Raw genomic sequence first — 17018 nt, forward strand, 5'->3', positions numbered from 1 at the left:
GATGCCGGGCTCGCTCCCCTCCGGTGATGCCGCAATGACGCGCTCGGTTCCTGCGCGCCTCAGCGCCTCAGCGCCGCAGCAGCAGGTTCACATCCCCGAACTCGTGCCACAGGTACCGCGCTGCCAGCGCCGCGTCGTAGCTGGCGCGGATCAGGCGTGGCCCGGCGATCGCGGTCAGCATCAGCAGGTGTGAGGCTTCCGGCTCGTGGAAGCCGGTCAGGAGGCCGTCGACGGCGCGGACACCGCGTTGCGGTGTGATGATCAGCTCGGTCCAGCCTTGGCCGGGGTGGACCGTCCCCTCCTCGTCGGCGACCGATTCCAGGGCGCGGACTGCTGTGGTGCCGATGGCGATGACGCGGCCGCCGCGGGCTCGGACGTGGTTGACCAGCTCTGCGGTCGCCTCGGGGACCGAGTACCACTCCGCGTAGGGCTTCTCGTGGGCCTCGGGTGAGGCGACACCGGTGTGCAGGGTGATCGGTGCGATGTAGACGCCCTTGGCGACCAGGCGGGCGACCACGTCGGTGGAGAAGGGGCGGGCGGCGCTGGGCATCTCGGCGCTGCCGGGGATGGCGGCGAACACGGTCTGGTAGGCCGTGATCGGCCAGTCGCGGTCGACGTAGTCGTAGCGGATGGCGCGGCCGTGCCGGGTCAGGTAGTCGGCGACCGACATGCCCAGGTCCAGGCGGGCCACCCACAGGCGGCGGGTGTAGGGGCGCAGCAGGGTCACCGTCGCGCCGCCGGTCACGCGCAGGCGCAGGCCGGGGGTCGCCGGGCTGTCCGGGTCCTGCGAATCCGGGCCCAGGGCGAACGGCCTGGTCGAGCCGTCCGCCATCGGCCGGCGCAGCTCGACGATCCAGGCGTCCGGGTCCTGCGGCGTGCCGGTCGAGACGTGCAGCACCACCCGCGTGCCGGAGTCGGGGTCCACGGCGTCCAGCGCGGCGGGCAGCGTGCCGGAGTTGTTCACGACCAGCAGGTCGCCGGGCTCCAGGACGTCCGGCAGGTCGGAGAACACGTAGTGCGCGACCTCGGGGTCGTCGGCGCCGCGTCCCCGCGCGACCAGCAGCCGCACGCCGTCCCGGTCCAGGCCGCGCGCCTCGGCGGGCTTGCGGGCCAGCAGGTCGGAGGAGACGCGGAACCCGGTGCCCAGGGGACCTGGAGGGATCGCCGATTCCTCAGACGGCACAGCAGCGTTCACAACAGAGGGCTCGTGCAGCACTATCGACATCTCAGCTCACCTCCACATCAGCCGCGGCGGACCGGGGCAGCAGGTCGGAGGCCTGATACCGCCCCGACGGCCGCCGCTCGTCGATCAGCCGCAGAAAGGCCGGCACCACGGTCGCCGGCAGCGGCAGCTCGCTGATGTCCTCGCCGGGGAAGGCGTCCTGGTGCATCTGCGTCTGCAGGTCGCCGGGATCCACCGCCCAGATCCGCACCTGCGGCTCCTCCAGCCCGAAGATCGCCGTGGCATGGTCCAGCGCGGCCTTGGACGCGCCGTACCCGCCCCAGCCCTCGTAGGGCTCGACGGCGGCGTCGGAGGAGATGTTGACGACCTCGCCGCCGTGCTGGCGCAGCTGCGGCAGCAGCAGCTGGGTGAGCGCCAGCGGCGCCACCACGTTCACCGCGAAGGTCTGCTCCAGCGCCGCCAGCGGGAAGTGCGCGAGGGCCGGCAGCGGCGAGCCGCCGAGGCTGGAGGCGTTGTTCACCAGCAGGCTGGCGCCGCCGAGTTCGGAGGCCGCCTCGGCGAGGTCGGCGCGGTGGGCGTCGTCGGTGACGTCGCCGGACAGCGCGACGACCGTGGTGAGCGCCGCCAGCTCGGCGTGCGCGGCGGCCAGCCGGTCGGCGGTCCGGGCGTCGATGACCAGGGACCAGCCGCGCTCGGCCAGGCCGCGGGCCAGTGCCAGGCCCAGGCCCTGGGAGGCGCCGGTGATGACGGCGACCGGGTTGCCGCTCCAGGCGCCGGCCGGGACGCGTCCGGCGTTCTCGGTCTGCTTCGTAGTCGAGTTCATGCCCCTCACCCTGCTCCGCGCCGCGGCGGGGCGGATCGGGCGCGGGACCGGAATCGTGCACCGCCCTTGGCCCTACGTCTACAGACCTAGGGCCGACCGGTCCCGCGCCCGATGGGGCGCGCCGATCATCGGCGATACCGTGGCGGTATGAACGAGCGGACGAGCCCCCAGAACGCGCTGGACACCATGCGCCGCCTGTCCGCGGCCGTCCTCGCGGTCAGCCGCCACCTCGCCACCGACGAGGTGCTGCAGACCATCGTGGCCACCGCCCGCGAGCTGATCGGCGCCGAGTACGCGGCCCTGGGCATCCCGGACGGCGCGGGCAGCTTCGCGCAGTTCCTCGTGGACGGCGTCTCCGACGAGCAGTGGGCCGCGATCGGACCGCTCCCCCGCCAGCACGGCATGCTCGCCGTGATGCTCCAGGACCCGGCGCCGCAGCGGCTCGCCGACGTCCGCGAGGACCCGCGCTTCCGCTGGTGGCCCAAGGCGCACCCGGAGATGGACGCCTTCCTGGGCCAGCAGATCCGCGACGGCGATGAGATCCTCGGCGCGCTGTTCCTGGCCAACAAGGACGGCGGCTTCACCAAGGACGACGAGGAACTGCTCGGCGTGCTGGCCGGCCACGCCGCCATCGCGCTGCGCCACGCCCGCCTCTACGAGCGCGAACGCGAGCTGGCGATCACCCGCGAGCGCAACCGCCTGGCCCGCGAGCTGCACGACGCCGTCGCCCAGAAGCTGTTCGCGCTCCGCCTGACCTCCCAAGCCGCCGCCGAGGTCCTGGACACCGACCCGGCGCGCGCCCGCGCGGAGCTGGAGCAGGTCGCGACGCTGGCCAAGGAGGCCGCCGAGGAGCTGCGCTCGGTGGTGGTCGAGCTGCGCCCGGCCGAGCTGGAGGAGGACGGGCTGGCGGTGACGCTGCGCAAGCACGTCGAGGTGCTGGACCGGGTGAACCAGACCGCCGGCGGCCCGCGGGTGACCTTCGAGGGCGAGGATGTCAAAGCCCTGTCGCCGGCGGCCGAAGAGGTGCTGCTGCGGGTCGCGCAGGAAGCGCTGCACAACGCGCTGCGCCACGCCGACGCCGCCACCATCAGCGTCCGGCTGCGCGAGCACTGCCCCGCCGGCGCCAAGTCCTGCGGCGGCGCGCTGTTGGAAGTGGTCGACGACGGCGCCGGCTTCGACCCGGCGACGGTCCGCCGCGCCGGCCGCAGCCTGGGCCTGGTGTCGATGCGGGACCGCGCCAAATCGGTGCGCGGACGCCTGGACGTCGCCTCGGCGCCCGGCGCGGGGACGACGATCCGGCTGGAGGTGGACCGTGGGCGTGCGGCCTGAGGTCATCAGGGTGTTGATCGCGGACGACCACCGCATGGTCCGCCAGGGCCTGCGCACGTTTCTGGAGCTGCAGGAGGGCATCGAGGTCGCCGGCGAGGCGGCGGACGGCGCGGAGTGCGCCGAGCGGGCCGCCGAGCTCGAGCCGGACGTCATCCTGCTGGACCTGGTGATGCCCGGCGTGGACGGCGTCGGGGCGATGGAGCTGCTGCGCGAGGCCGGCTCCACGGCCCGGGTCCTGGTCGTGACCAGCTTCACCGACCGCCGGATGATCATCCCGGCGATCCGCGCCGGCGCGCGCGGCTACGTCTACAAGGACGTCGACCCGGCGGCGCTGGCGGCCGCGGTCCGCTCGGTCCACGCCGGGCACGTCCTCCTGGAACCCGAGGTCGCCACCGCACTGCTGGACTCCGGCAGCAACGGCGCGGCCGACCAGGGCCCGCAGGCGCCGGCGCTCACCGCGCGCGAGCGCGAGGTGCTGGTGCTGATCGCCCAGGGACGCGCGAACCGCGAGATCGCGCGGGCGCTGGTGTTGGCCGAGAAGACGGTCAAGACGCACGTCTCCAACATCCTGATGAAGCTCGGCGTCGCGGACCGGACGCAGGCCGCGCTGTGGGCGGTGCGGCACGGGATCGCGCCGGAGGATCAGCGCCCCCTGACGTAAGGCGCGTGGACGCCGCATGCAAGACTTTCCGCGTGCAGCACAGGAGCCACAAAACACGCTTGGCGGTCGCCATATCCACGGCCACCGTGCTGGCTGTCGGGCTGGCCGCCTGCGGTGGCGCGGGCCCGAAGAACGCGGCGGGTCTGGGGACGGCCGGCGCCATCGCGGCCGACCACCGCAAGCCGTTCCCGGTGCTCTCCGGGACCACCCTCGACGGCGCCCAGCTCGATCTGAGCTCGTACAAGGGCCAGATCGTGGTCATGAACATCTGGGCGTCGTGGTGCGACAGCTGCGAGGCGGAGGCTCCGTACCTGGAGCACGCCTACGAGACGTACAAGGACAAGGGCGTGCGGTTCGTCGGCATCGACGCGGGCGATGACAACACCGGACAGGCGCGGGCGTTCGTCAAGGCCAAGCAGATCGGCTACCCGAACCTGGTCGACGGCGTCGACGAGAAGCTGCTCACCAAGCTCGCCGGGATCACCTCCCTGGGCTCGGTCCCCTCGACGCTGATCATCGACAAGAACGGCGACCTGGCCTGGCGGTCACTGCGCCCCGTGGACTACAACGCCCTGTCCGCGGCGCTCGGTCCGGTCATCGCGGAGCAGTAGCGGGATCAGAACCCGGAAACGCCCCCGCGAGCAGCGAGAGCAGCCGGTCCCAGTGCTGCTCCAACCCGGCGGGGTTGAAGGCGGTGGTGTCGGACATCGTGAAGCCGTGGATGGTGTCGGGGTAGATCTCCGAGGTGTAGGAGACCCCGGTTCCATCCAGCACCCGATTCAGTTCCCTGACAGCCTCGGGCTCCATGTCCGTCGCCGCGTGGCCGAGGTGGATGTCGGCGGTGATCGCCGGGATGACGTCCAGGTGCAGGCTGTCGGGCGCGTCGCTGAGCAGCTTGCCCGCGTGGAACGCGGCGACGGCGGCGACCTGGTCCCGGTGCGCCGCAGCCGTCCGCAGCGCCAGACGGCCGCCCATGCAGTAGCCGACGACCGCGATCGGGCCGGGACTCACCTCGGGCCGACTGGTCAGGAAGCGCACGTAGGCCTCGGCATCGCGCAGGATCCGGTCGGTGGTGTGCGCCTGCAGCACCGGCATCAGCTGCGCCACCGCCCTGGGCCGCGCCTCCTCCCCCACGAAATCGGGGAGTTCGATCAGCGGCGCCGGTCCGTGGCGGTAGAACACGTTCGGGACCAGGACGTAGTAACCGTGCACAGCCAGCTCGCGTGCTCTGCGCTCCAGCTCCGGCCGGATGCCGAAGATGTCCATGTAGAGCAGCACCCCGGGATGCCGTTCGCCGCCGTCGGGGAACGCGGCGAAGGCATCAGCCTGGCCGTCCAGGGTGGGGATCTCGAACTCGGCTGTGGGCACGGTTTCTCCTTCGATCGTCACTGAGGCGGGGGGCGGGGACGCGGGGCGGCGGGATGCGGATCACGGGTCACAGGTCACGGCTGTGGCCGGGCCGGCGGCGTCAGAAGTCGACGCGCATCACGACCCGCCGCGGCGTCGGACGACTGACCTCGACGAACCCGGCGTCCTGGAACATCGCCCTGGTCCCGACGTGCGCCTCGCCCCACGGCACGGGATCGCCGGGCTCGGTGACCATCGGATAGGCCTCCAGCGCCTTGGCGCCCCGGTCGCGGGCGAAGGGCACCGTGGCCAGCGCGAGCTCGCCGGCGATGCCCTGCCTGCGATGGCCGGGGCGGATATGGAAGCAGGTCACCGCCCACACGGCCGCGTCGTCCTTGTCCTCGTCCCGGCCCGGCCACAGGACCCGGCTGCGGCGCAGCGCGCGGAACGCGGTGCGCGGCTCGACCGAGACCCAGCCGACCGCCTCGCCGTCGCGGTAGGCGACCAGGCCGCTGGTGGTCTCGGCGTCCGGATCGCCGCACGAGGTCTGTGTCTGGAGGCGGAAGGCGCGTTCCTCGTCCGAGACGTTCTTCCAGTCGCTGCCGGGACTCTTGAAGCGCTGGCAGTAGCACCGGCATCCGTGGCAGTTGGCTGACCTGAGCACCGCTTGCAGATCCGGCCAACCGGCCTGGTTCGCCGGGATGATCACGACGTCTTCGCCTCCAGGAGTTGCGGGATCGCGTTCCGCAAATATAGACGCGCGCCGGGCTTGTAGTAGTGGACACCGTCCCAGCGGTAGGAGCGGCTGGCGGCGATCGTCGGGTCCTGACAGAACTGCGCGGGCGGATACACGGCGCGGACGTGGTGCGCCGGGTCGGTGGCGTAGGCGGACAGCAGGGCGTTGACGTGCGCGACGCGCGAGTCGTCGCCGCGCTCGGGCCACAGGCCGCCGGAGCTGCCGCTGGTGTGGACCGGGCGGTAGCAGGGCAGCAGCGCCAGGTCGAGCTGCGGCAGGCCGGTGGCCTTCAGGGTGCTGACGGCGGCGGCCAGCCGGGTGTCGAAGTAGGCGTCCCAGCCGGCGGTGCCGAACGGCAGGGCGGCGCCGTCCACCTGCTCGTCGAACAGGTCCCAGGCGCCGACCATCAGCAGCGCGGTGTCGGCGTGGTCGCGGGTGACGCGCGAGGCCCACTTGGCGACCGTGCCGCCGCATTCGGCGTCCAGGTCGCGGCGGTCGCCGGCGCCGCTGCTGATCCGGCCGCCGAGGAAGTCGCAGCCCTCGGTGGTGTCGTCCAGCAGGCGGAGGTAGCCGGCGGTGTCCGGCGGGCGGTTGAGGTACAGGGTCATGCCCTGCGAGTCGCCGATCAGGGCCACGCGCGGCGGATGCGCCGGGCGCGGCGGGAGGGCGGTCGGGTAGGCGGGGGTGGCGCCGGCGACGGCAGTGTGCGGCTGGGGTTGCGGCTGCGGCTGTGCGGCGGCGCCGTGCGGCTCGTCGAGGGCGGCGGCGGGACGGTTGTCGACGGCGACCGCCTTGGCGTCGGCAGGGTGCGCGGCGGCGGTCGTGACCAGCGTGTCGGCGAGCATGGCGCACGCCGCGACGACCGCCAGCGCCGAGCCGGCGGTCGCCAGCGGCAGCCCGAGTTCCCGCCTGCCGAACGCCTCGCGGGCGCGGTCGGCGGCACGGCCGAGGGCGCCGTGGCGGATCGGCGTCTCGATGTAGCGGTAGGTGAGGTCGGCGAGCACCACGGAGGCCAGGACGCGCACCAGCAGCACGGTCTGCGGCGCCCAGGTGACGTCGGCGCCGGGGCGGGTGATGTCGAAGATCGGCCAGTGCCACAGATAGAGCGCGTAGGAGCGTTCGCCGAGCCAGACGAACAGCCGGCCGGACAGCAGCCCGGACACCGCGGTCCCGGCGACCAGGGTCCTGATGAGCACCGCCGAGGCGACGGACACCGCGATCAGGCCGACCGGGTAGAGCGCGGACGAGGTCGCCGGGACGGCGGCGAAGGCCCACAGGATGCCGGCCAGGGTGAGGAAGGACGCGGATTCGGTGGCGATGCGGCGTGCGTTGTTCGCTGTCGGCTGCGGCTGCGGCCGACTTTGCGTTTCCGCTTCCGCCTGCTCGCGCGGCTTCTCGCGGGCGATCTGCAGGAGCGCTGCCAGGACGCCGATCAGCAGCTCGAGGGCACGGGTGTCGGTGCCGTAGTAGACGCGGGAGGGGTCGCGCCACGGCGAGTAGAGCAGGACGGTCAGGCCGACCGAGCAGGCGGCGAGCAGCGTGGCCCAGCCGACGGCGCGCCACAGGGCTCTGAGGCGTTCGGCGCGTTCGGCGCGCGCGGTACGTTCGGTTAGCTCGCCGTTCCCGGACCCCCGCGAATGCGGCGACCGGCCGAGCGCGACCAGCAGGAACGCGGGCCAGACGACGTAGAACTGCTCCTCGACCGCCAGCGACCACAGGTGCAGCAGCAGGCTCGGGCGTCCGGTGCCGCCGAAGTAGGACTGCCCGTGGGCGACGAACCACCAGTTGGTCACGTAGAACACCGAGGCGGTGGCGTCGCTGCGGAAGCTCGCGGCTTCGCTCGGCAGCCACAGCACCACGTAGGCGCACACCGCCGCCAGGACGACGAACAGCGCCGGCAGCAGACGGCGCGCGCGGCGGTGGTAGAAGCGGCGCAGGGCGACGGCGCCGGTCGCGAGGTATTCGCGGGCGAGCAGGCCGGTGATGAGGTAGCCGGACAGGACGAAGAAGACGTCGACGCCGAGGAACCCGCCACGGAAGCGGGTCAGGCCCGCGTGGTAGAGCAGGACGGCGGCGACGGCGACCGCGCGGAGGCCGTCGAGGGCCGGGATGCGGGCGGTGGCGGGCTGCGGCGCTAAGGACTCTCCCGCTTCGGGCCCGGCACGCAGGGGCGTGTCAGCCTCCGTCGAGGCTTCGAGGCCGGCGATCGACCTCAGCTCGGCGGCTCCGTCGGTCCGCGCTGTACCCGCGTCCGAGCCGCCGCTCCCGCGCCGCCCTGAGGCGGTGCCGAACACCGGCAACTCGACGAAGCGATGACGCGGAAGCGGCCGCGCCCTCTCATCAGGCTCCATGGGTCCGCCTCACTCAGCCGTCCGCCCAGACGAACCCGGAGGCACGCCGTGCCCCTCGCTCCAGGGCACACCCCCTTATGCACCCATTTCGCCCGACCGTTAACGCGGTTCAGGAGGACTGCGGAGCCGAATCACCCGTCCAGCGGAGACGAGGCCGATAGGGAGGGTTATAGGACAGTCGTTTCTTCGCAGAACCTGCTCACCGGCGCAGCTGACGGAGGGTCCATCCCCGCCCCGCTGTATCAAGCCCTTGCGTCGCCGCCGTGAACAGCTCGGCTGCGCGGCGGTAGGACAGGCGTCCGCGTCCGGTCACCGCGCACCGGTCGCGGGCGAGGGTGTCGGCGGGCGCGCGCCGGTCGGTCAGGAACAGTGGTCCGGAGGGGCGGCCCGCTGCCAGCAGGGCCAGCAGGGTTCCGGTGGCGGCGCGCCAGTGCAGTGGTTCGCCGGGTAGGCGGGGGCGGGTGCGGCGGCCGTTCGGGTCCAGGTCCGGGACGTCGAGGGCGAGGATGCGTTCGATGCCGCCGCCGCTGTCGTAGACCGCGTGCCACAGGGCTTGTTCGCGCAGGGGCGCGCGGAGCCGCAGGACGGCGCGCGCCTGGTCGTCGGTGAGCGTTTCGATGCTCGGAGCGGTCGCGATCCGCCGGCGGATCGCGGAGGTGGGGTCGGAGGTGACCCATTCCCGGGCGCGCCACCATGACAGGGCGCTGCGCAGGATCGCCAGTTCGCGGTTCGCGGTGCGGGCGCCGACGGCCGCCTCCCGTGCAGCGAATCCGGCTTCGAGGCGGGACGGTGCCGTCGCGCTGTCGAGCAGCCCGAGCGGGACCACCGGCGCCGCCGCGCCCCGGCGGGCGGCGCCGACCGGGGATTCACGCTCGACGAGCATCCAGGACCAGGTGGTCAGGGCTATGCGATAAATCCGCTGCGAAGCGGTGCTCAAGCCCGCGGACACCAGGAAGCGTTCGACCGCGACCGCGTATTCGACCGGCGGTGCGCATTCCGAAGTTACCGCAGTAAACAAGCTCTCACCCCTGCCGTTCCGACCCTCTCGAAGAAGTGTAATACGAAAGGTCAAGGTAGCTATTTACTGCGGCGAAATCGACTCTCTATAACCTTTAGGCAAAGAGACTCAACTTCGGCGCAGAAAACCCTTGAGCGGGCTTGTGCGAAGCGGCGACGCTCCGTCCTGTGTCTCGAATGTTCTCCGCGCTCGCGGACAAAGATTTCCGCTGGTTCTTCACCGGCTACCTGACCTCCAAGCTCGGCAGCGCTATGGCGCCGGTCGCCATCGCTTTCGCCGTGCTGCACACCGGCGTGGGGGCGGGCGGGCTGGGGTGGGTGATGGCGGCGCGGATCGTGCCGGTGGTGCTGCTTCTGCTGCTCGGCGGGGTGTTCGCCGACCGGCTCGGGGGGCGGCGGGTGATGATCGCCTCCGATCTGCTGCGCTGCGGGGCGCAGGCGGCGTTCGGGGCGCTGGTGCTGAGCGGGCATGCGACGCTCACGGCGATGATCGCGGTAAGCGTGCTGTCGGGGGTCGGTGAGGGGATCTTCAGCCCGTCGCTGCAGGCGCTGATCCCGCGGCTGATCCCGGACGGTCGGCGCAGCGACGCCAACGCGCTGCTCAGCGTGGCCGTGTCCGGTGCCGGGGTGGCCGGGCCGGCGCTCGGCGGGCTGATCGCGGCGGTCTTCGGCGGGGCGGCGGGTCCGGCGTCGGTGCTGTTCGTCGACAGCGCCAGCTACGCGGTGAGCATCGGGGTGCTGCTGCGGCTCTCGCACGTGCCGCAGCCGGAGGCCGGCGAGCGGTCGACGATCATCAGGGACCTGCGGGAGGGCTGGGACGAGTTCCGCTCCCGGACCTGGCTGTGGCTCACGACGCTGCAGTTCGGGTTCTTCAACGCGCTGGTCTGGGCGCCGTACCTGGTGCTGGGTCCGGTGGTGGCCGAACACCGGCTGGGCGGCGCCGGGGCGTGGGGACTGGTGCTCGCCGCGAACAGCGCGGGGTCGATCGTCGGCGGGCTGGCGCTGCTGGGGCGCCGACCGAGGCGGCCGTTCCTGATCTCGGTGATCGCCGCGTTCGGGTACGTGTTCACCCCGGCGCTGCTGGCCAGCAGCCTGCCGCTGCCGTTCGTGTGCGCCGCCGCGGCGGTCACCGGCGTCGGCGGCGCGGTCGGTTCGGCGCTGGACACCACGGTGATGCAGCAGCGCGTGCCGGTCGAGGTACTGGGGCGGATCACGGCGTACCAGACGCTCGGCGCGTTCGCGCTCGGGCCGCTCGGGCTGGTCGTCGCGGGCCCGTTGGGGGCGGCGTTCGGGGTGGCGGCGTTCCTGGCGTTCGGGGCGGTGTTCCAGTTCGCGACGGTGGTCCTGATGCTCGCTTTGCCCGCTGTGAGGCGTCTTGACCTGGAAGATCCGGACTTGTCGGAACCCTCGGCTACGGTGATCGAAACAGTGATCGAACAACCGCCGGTCACATCGCCCACCCCCTCAGGAGGTTGACCATGACCGCCGCCGAAGCCGCCGCCGCCGCCCGCACCGACACCGGCAGCGCATGGACCCGCTCCCCCGACCACGTCCGCCGCCGAACCGGCCGCGCCATCTGGGACGCCGCCGAAGCCGAACCGGACCCCCTCGCCGCCATCGACACCGCCCGCCACCTCGCCGCCGACCTCCTCGACCGCCTGACCCGCACCGCCCCCGAAGGCGACCACCTCGCCACCTGCCTGGCCCACGCCCACCCCGCCGAACCCGGCCTGGCCGCCGACCTCCCCCTGCCCCGCCACCACCGCCACCGCCACCCCGACCGCGAAGCCGCCGGCACCACCTTCGGCAGCCTCCTGGTCCTGGGCGCCCTCACCGGCACCCCGGTAGCCATGATCCTCCGCACCTGCCGCAACCCCTGCCCCCGAACCACCCCCCACGCATCCACCCTCCAAGGCTGGGTCCTCCGAGACCACCACGCCCACCCCCTCAGCCGCGGCGCCATCCGCACCATCGCCCACGGCGGCAAGAAGCCCCACCCCGCACTACCGCAGCACCCAGAGGAGGGAACTAGCTATGAAAAGGCGTACACGCTCTACACCGTGGGGGAAGAAGCCTGATGCGAGGAGGTGGCTCAGGTGGCAACGGCGGACCCGGACAAGGGACGGCGCGACGATGACGCACGCTCGGATGCGGGCAGGCGAGGCGAGGGTACGCGCTCGGATCCGGACGGCATGGCTGAGCACTCTGCCGAATCCGCCACCGACGCTGCCGACAGCGCCAACGCCAGCAAAGATTCTCGCTCGCGCGCCAGCTCAGACTCAAGCGCTGCTACAGACCCGGACTCAAGCGCCGATTCGGTCTCGGGCTCAGGCTCGGGCTTAGGCGCTGGCACTGGCACTGGCACTGGCACTGGCACTGGCACTGGCTCAAGCTCAGGCTCCGGCTCCGGCTCCGGCTCCGGCTCCGGCTCCGGCTCAAGCTCCGGCTTGGGCTCGGGCTCGGGCTCGGGCTCCGGCTCGGGCTCCGGCTCCGGCTCCGGCTCCGGCTCTAACGCAGGGTCGGGCTCGGGCTCTAGCACAGGTTCCGGGCCGGGCTCAAGCACAGGTTCCGGGCCGAACCCTGACGCTGGGCGTGGCTCCGGCGGTGGTCCAGGTTCAGCTTCTGGCTCTGGCTCTGGCTCTGGGCGTGATCCGCGGCGTCGGTCGAAGCACCGGGTCGCTCAGAATGCCAGGGCGGCTGCGTTTCGTGGTGCGCTCGCTGACCGGCTGGTGGCTGAGGGTGCTGTCAGTACGGCGGAGGTTGCGGCGGCGGTGCGGGTTGTGCCGCGGCATGTGTTCACGCCGGGGTTGGCGTTGGAGCGTGCTTATGCGAATCAGGTTGTGTTCGTGAAGCGGGATGAGTTCGGGGTGCCTACCAGTTCGGTGAGTGCGCCGGACATACAGGCGATCATGTTGGAGCAGGCGGAGATTCGGCCGGGGATGCGGCTGCTGGAGATCGGTTCTGGTGGCTACAACGCTGCGCTCATGGCTGAGCTTGCCGGGCCTGATGGTGAGGTCACGACCATCGATATCGATCCGGTGGTGACTGAGCGTGCCCGCCGCTGCCTTGATGAGGCCGGGTACGCCGACGTGCGTGTCGTGACTGCTGATGCCGAGGGCGGCGTGCCCGAGGGTGCGCCGTACGACCGGATCGTCGTGACCGTCGAGGCCTGGGATCTGCCGCCGGCCTGGATCAGGCAGCTGACGCCGCACGGTCGCATCGTCGTGCCCCTCCTCCTGCGCGGCATGACCCGCTCCATCGCCTTCGACCGCGTGGACGACCACCTCGTCAGCCGCTCGGCACGTCTGTGCGGCTTCGTCAAGATGCAGGGCGCTGGCAGCCGTCCCGACCAAGGGCTCGCCCTCAACCACGGCGACCTCACCATCGACACCGACGACAGCGGCGCCATCCCCACCGCAGCGCAGATCGAGGCGCATCTGCGCCACGCCCCCCGCGCCGAGCGGTGGTCCGGCGTCCGAGTCTGGCGCTGGGAGCCCTGGGACACCCTGCCGCTGTGGCTCGCGACCGACTTCCCCGGCTACTGCCAGCTCTCCGTCAACGTCCCCGGAGCCCCCGCCGTCCCCGGACCGCCTGGCGCCCCAGGCACCGAACCCCTCGAACCGGCCCTGGCCATCGCCACTCCCGCGATCGCCACGCCCGACGGCTTCGCCCACCTCACCGCCCGCGCCTGCCCCGACGGACGCATCGAGCTCGGCGCGCACGCCTTCGGCCCGCAAGGTCCGCAGCTGGCCGCCGCCGTCGCCGACAGCATCGCGGCATGGAACCGCGACCAGCGCGCGGGCTCCGGTCCCGTGATCACCGCCTGGCCGATCGACGCCCCGCTCCCGGACGCCGCCGACGTGCTCGCCGTCAAGAAACACGTCCAACTCACCGTGACCTGGTCGAAACCGGAAATCCCGCATCGGAGCCAGCCAAACGGGTAGGCGACATACGTCGTTTCCCTGCGAAGCGCCGAGGGGGAGGAAGACCGACCCATGCGACTCACGCCCCGACCCCGCGCCAGAACCAGAGTCAGAACCAGAGTCAGCACCAGAACCAGAATCCGAACCAGAACCCGCGCCACCGCGCTGATCACCTGCACCGCAGCCCTCTGCCTCACCGCCACCGCCTGCGGACACAGCCCCAAGAAACCCGCCGCCAGGACCGCGCCGACCGGAACCCCCGCGGCATCCTCCCCGGCGAACGCCGTCTCCCCGCTGACCGGCCTGCCCGGCCCAACCGGCAAGATCCTCGCCGCCAAGATCGACAACATCGCCTACGCCCGCCCCCAAACCGGCCTGGCCGCCGCCGACGTCGTCTACGCCATCGAAGTCGAGGGCGGCCTGTCGCGCTTCCTGGCCGTCTACGACTCCGACCACCTCCCCGCCGGCAAGATCGGCCCGATCCGCAGCGCCCGCGAAAGCGACCTGCCGATCCTGGAGCAGTACGGCAAGGTCGACTTCGCCTACTCCGGCGCCCTCAGCGTGTTCCTGCCGGTGCTGGCCTCCGCGAACATCGTCAACACCAGTCCCGACCAGGACGGCGCCGCCTTCTCCCGCGACAGCGCCCGCAGCGCCCCGTACAACGAGTACCTCAATCCCGCCAAGGTGCTCGCCGACTTCCCCACCACCGCTGCCGCCAAGGACATCGGCTTCCGCTTCGGCGCCGCGCCGGCCGGGGGCATCCCGACCGCGAGCCTCACCGCGCGCATGCCCTCGGCGTCCTTCACCTTCACCTGGGACGCCAGCCGGGGCGAGTACCTCATCGCCATGGACGGCCACGCCGCCTCCACCACCGACGGCGGTCCGCTGTGCGCGCCGACCATCGTGCTGCAGAAGGTCGCCGAGACCACCTCGCCGCGCGGGTTCCACGACGTGCCCGACCAGCTCTCCCCGTACGCCCCGACCGTCGGCACCGGCAAGGCCGTGGTCCTGCGCGACGGCGACTCCTACACCGGCACCTGGTCCCGCCCGACCGACGCCAGCCCGACCAGCTTCACGTTCGACGGCCAGCCGATGACCTTCCACCCCGGCCAGGTGTGGATCGTCCTCACGCCGCAGTAGCCGAGCGAGACAAGGGCGCAGCGCACCGCCTCAGCCCACGAACCCCGACCGCTGCCAGCGCTTCAGCGTCGGACCGCCCATCAGCCCCAGCTCCTCGAAGAACGGCACCACCTTCGCCGCCGCCCGCCGCTTCACCTCCAGGTGGTGCGGATTGCCCTTCGCCATGCGCCGTGCGGCCTCCGGATCGGCGATCCCGACCCGCTTGTACACGGCCGGGTTCGCCATGAACTCCCCGACCACCACCGCGCTCTCGGCGGCGACCAGCCGCGCGTGCTCGCGCTCCAGGCGGCCGGCGCGGGGCAGGCGGCGGGCCAGCGCCTCGCGGGCGTAGCTGACGTGCCGGGTCTCCTCGATGACGTGGATCTTCGAGACCTGCCGCACCAGCGGCTGGACCCGCTCGTCCTTGATCATCTCCCGCTGCATCACGTCGACGATCTCCTCGCCCATGAGCGTGCCCACCCACATCGGCGCACCCTGCAGCAGCACCGGGACGTAGCGGCCCAGGGTGTTGAGATAGCCGGGGCGGCGGTAGGGGCGCGCGCCGACGGTCTCGATCATCCGGATGAACATCAGCGAGTGCCGGCACTCGTCGCCGACCTCGGTGTACGCGTACTGCACGTGCCGCGACTCCGGCCGGTGCCGCTCGTAGGCCATCTTCAGCAGCATGCGCATGAGGATGGTCTCGAACCAGATCCCCATCGACATGATGTTGCAGATCTCCTGCCGGCTCAGCTCGATCCGCTGCTCCGGCGTCATCCGCTCCCACAACGGCGTGCCGTACAGCGACAGGTGCTCGGGCACCGCGTAGAACAGGTCCGCCGGCTGCGGCTGATCCCAGTCGACCTCGTGCACCGGGTCGAAGGAGTGCTTGGCCGACGCGTCCAGCAGTCTGGCCGCCACCTGCTCGCGATCGAGCGTCCCGCGTGCCATGGTCGTTCCCCTTGCTCCCGGGTTACCGGCGGTAACCTTCCCTCCCGAGGATGGCTTTTATTGGACCCAGCGTCAAGAGCGGGTCCCGGGGATACCCGGCGGTAACAATCTCGCCCGAACCCCTTGCCAGGTGGTGAGCGGTCTGCCAGTTTCACGGGACGAGGGACGCGACGCGGCCGATCGGGGTCCCGGCAAGGAACAACCACCTGTCGGGTTCTTGAGAGGTCATCAGCATGAGCAGGCTTCATCGGGCGCGCACTCGTCTTCGTGCCCTGATCTGTATTCGTCCGACAATCATCATTCGTACGACAATCATCGGCGCGGTCCTGGTTCCCGTGCTCGCCGCCACCACGACCGTGGTCGGTGTCGGCGCGGCGCACGCGGCGACGCCGGGCGGATCGCCGTGGATCGTCTCGGTCGGCGACAGCTACATCTCCGGGGAGGCCGGACGCTGGGCCGGGAACACCAACACCAGCAGCTCGGAGATCGACGCGCTCGGTTCGGCGGCGTACTACGACAACGCCGGGCACACCGCCGAGACCATCCCGCGCTGCCACCGCTCGCAGTCCGCCGAGGTCTACATCGGCGGCGGGGTGAACGGGCTGAACCTGGCGTGCAGCGGCGCGGAGACCGCGACCTACACCGACAGCGGGAACTTCAAGCCGGGGTTGGACTTCTACAACTCCGGCGGCAACCAGGGACAGGCCCTGATGCTGCAGAACTTCGCCGCGAGCCACAAGGTGGGCATGGTCGCGGTGTCGATCGGCGGGAACGACTTCAACTTCTCCTCGATCGTGACCACCTGCGTGGAGGACTTCCTGACCACGCCGTCGTGGTGGCCGTCGTACTGCAGCCAGGACTCCTCGGTCACCGGCAACTTCTCCGCGGCCAACGTCGCGGCCGTCACCTCGCACATCGCGCAGGCGCTGCGGAACGTGCGCCAGGCGATGACCAACGCCGGATACGCCGACAGCGACTACACGATCCTGGTGCAGAACTACCCCTCGCCGATCCCGACCTCCTCGGGCTTCCGCTACTCCCAGTCCGGCTTCACGCGCCAGTCCACCGGCGGCTGCGGCTTCTGGAACACGGACGCGAACTGGGCCGACGGCACGGCACTGCCGACCATCTCCGGCGCGGTCTCCAACGCCGTCGCGCAGAGCGGGCTGAGCAACGTGAAGCAGCTCGACATCTCCTCGGCGTTCAACGGCCGCCGGCTGTGTGAGAACACTGTCGGCCTGCTGGAGGAGAAGGGCCTGGGTTCCTGGACGAACCCCGGCGCGGTCGACAAGACCGAGTGGGTCAACCAGATCCGCACGGTCACCACGATCGGCAGCAGCCCGTACTACATCCAGGAATCGCTGCACCCGAACTACTGGGGTCAGCTCGCCCTGCGCAGCTGCGTGCGCCAGGCGTACAACAACGGCGCGGTGCGCAGCGGCAGCTGCACGATCGCCGGGACCGGCCTGGATGGCAACGGCGACCCGGCCATGGCGCTGCACTAGGAGGCGGCGACACGCTCTCTCCCCTCGGATCGATAGCTCGATAGCGCCGCCGCCGACTAGCCAGCAGTCACGC

The 17018-nt window shown here is 71.6% G+C and carries 15 protein-coding genes; 8 read left to right on the forward strand and 7 right to left on the reverse strand.

Annotation, left to right across the window (positions count from 1 at the left end):
- Window positions 1–67 precede the first annotated feature (67 nt).
- Window positions 68–1225, reverse strand: a complete 1158-nt coding sequence (locus CACI_RS25710; RefSeq protein WP_015793787.1) for an S-adenosylmethionine:tRNA ribosyltransferase-isomerase — start codon at window positions 1223–1225, stop codon at window positions 68–70.
- A gap of 1 nt (window position 1226) precedes the next feature.
- Window positions 1227–2006, reverse strand: a complete 780-nt coding sequence (locus CACI_RS25715) for an SDR family NAD(P)-dependent oxidoreductase (RefSeq protein ID WP_015793788.1) — start codon at window positions 2004–2006, stop codon at window positions 1227–1229.
- 147 nt (window positions 2007–2153) lie between these two features.
- Between CACI_RS25715 and CACI_RS25720 the strand changes: the two genes are divergently transcribed.
- Genes CACI_RS25720 through CACI_RS25730 form a run of 3 tightly spaced genes read left to right on the forward strand, consistent with a single transcriptional unit; the run spans window position 2154 to window position 4607 of the window.
- On the forward strand, window positions 2154–3335 hold the full coding sequence (locus tag CACI_RS25720; protein ID WP_015793789.1) for a GAF domain-containing sensor histidine kinase: 1182 nt from the start codon (window positions 2154–2156) through the stop codon (window positions 3333–3335).
- Window positions 3319–3996 carry a response regulator gene (locus tag CACI_RS25725; RefSeq protein WP_015793790.1) on the forward strand — a complete coding sequence of 226 codons (678 nt, stop codon included), beginning with the start codon at window positions 3319–3321 and terminating at the stop codon, window positions 3994–3996. Before CACI_RS25720 ends, CACI_RS25725 begins: the two co-directional genes overlap by 17 nt.
- Window positions 3997–4055: 59 nt before the next feature.
- Complete coding sequence (locus CACI_RS25730) at window positions 4056–4607, forward strand: TlpA family protein disulfide reductase (protein ID WP_049871705.1); 552 nt, start codon at window positions 4056–4058, stop codon at window positions 4605–4607.
- On the opposite strand, the gene CACI_RS25735 is transcribed toward CACI_RS25730, so the two are convergent.
- The 4 genes from CACI_RS25735 to CACI_RS25750 form a co-directional block, all read right to left on the reverse strand.
- Window positions 4591–5364: a dienelactone hydrolase family protein gene (locus CACI_RS25735; protein ID WP_015793792.1), complete on the reverse strand. Its 774-nt coding sequence runs from the start codon at window positions 5362–5364 to the stop codon at window positions 4591–4593. The genes CACI_RS25730 and CACI_RS25735 overlap by 17 nt on opposite strands.
- A 100-nt stretch (window positions 5365–5464) precedes the next feature.
- Window positions 5465–6052: a GNAT family N-acetyltransferase gene (locus tag CACI_RS52775; protein WP_015793793.1), complete on the reverse strand. Its 588-nt coding sequence runs from the start codon at window positions 6050–6052 to the stop codon at window positions 5465–5467.
- The gene (locus CACI_RS52780) at window positions 6049–8430 is read right to left on the reverse strand and encodes an acyltransferase family protein (RefSeq protein ID WP_015793794.1); all 2382 of its coding nucleotides are present in this window, start codon (window positions 8428–8430) and stop codon (window positions 6049–6051) included. Before CACI_RS52780 ends, CACI_RS52775 begins: the two co-directional genes overlap by 4 nt.
- Window positions 8431–8629: 199 nt before the next feature.
- Window positions 8630–9448: a hypothetical protein gene (locus CACI_RS25750; RefSeq protein WP_015793795.1), complete on the reverse strand. Its 819-nt coding sequence runs from the start codon at window positions 9446–9448 to the stop codon at window positions 8630–8632.
- A gap of 176 nt (window positions 9449–9624) precedes the next feature.
- Here CACI_RS25750 and CACI_RS25755 point away from each other — a divergent pair, with 176 nt between their 5' ends.
- The 4 genes from CACI_RS25755 (at window position 9625) to CACI_RS25770 (ending at window position 14510) form a co-directional block, all read left to right on the forward strand.
- Window positions 9625–10923, forward strand: a complete 1299-nt coding sequence (locus CACI_RS25755) for an MFS transporter (RefSeq protein ID WP_015793796.1) — start codon at window positions 9625–9627, stop codon at window positions 10921–10923.
- Between the two features lie 2 nt (window positions 10924–10925).
- Complete coding sequence (locus CACI_RS53615; RefSeq protein WP_015793797.1) at window positions 10926–11525, forward strand: hypothetical protein; 600 nt, start codon at window positions 10926–10928, stop codon at window positions 11523–11525.
- Window positions 11526–11639: 114 nt separating this feature from the next.
- The gene (gene fxlM, locus CACI_RS25765) at window positions 11640–13391 is read left to right on the forward strand and encodes a methyltransferase, FxLD system (RefSeq protein WP_083795825.1); all 1752 of its coding nucleotides are present in this window, start codon (window positions 11640–11642) and stop codon (window positions 13389–13391) included.
- Window positions 13392–13442: 51 nt separating this feature from the next.
- Window positions 13443–14510, forward strand: coding sequence for a DUF3048 domain-containing protein (locus CACI_RS25770; RefSeq protein WP_015793799.1), 1068 nt, complete (start codon window positions 13443–13445; stop codon window positions 14508–14510).
- 30 nt (window positions 14511–14540) lie between these two features.
- Here the strand turns inward: CACI_RS25770 and CACI_RS25775 are convergent, their stop codons facing one another.
- Entirely contained in the window at window positions 14541–15440 is a 900-nt protein-coding gene (locus CACI_RS25775) for an AurF N-oxygenase family protein (protein WP_015793800.1), read from the reverse strand.
- A gap of 233 nt (window positions 15441–15673) precedes the next feature.
- Between CACI_RS25775 and CACI_RS25780 the strand changes: the two genes are divergently transcribed.
- Window positions 15674–16945 carry an SGNH/GDSL hydrolase family protein gene (locus tag CACI_RS25780; protein WP_015793801.1) on the forward strand — a complete coding sequence of 424 codons (1272 nt, stop codon included), beginning with the start codon at window positions 15674–15676 and terminating at the stop codon, window positions 16943–16945.
- Window positions 16946–17018: the final 73 nt, after the last annotated feature.

It is taken from the genome of Catenulispora acidiphila DSM 44928, from assembly GCF_000024025.1.
Taxonomy (GTDB): Bacteria; Actinomycetota; Actinomycetes; order Streptomycetales; family Catenulisporaceae; genus Catenulispora; species Catenulispora acidiphila.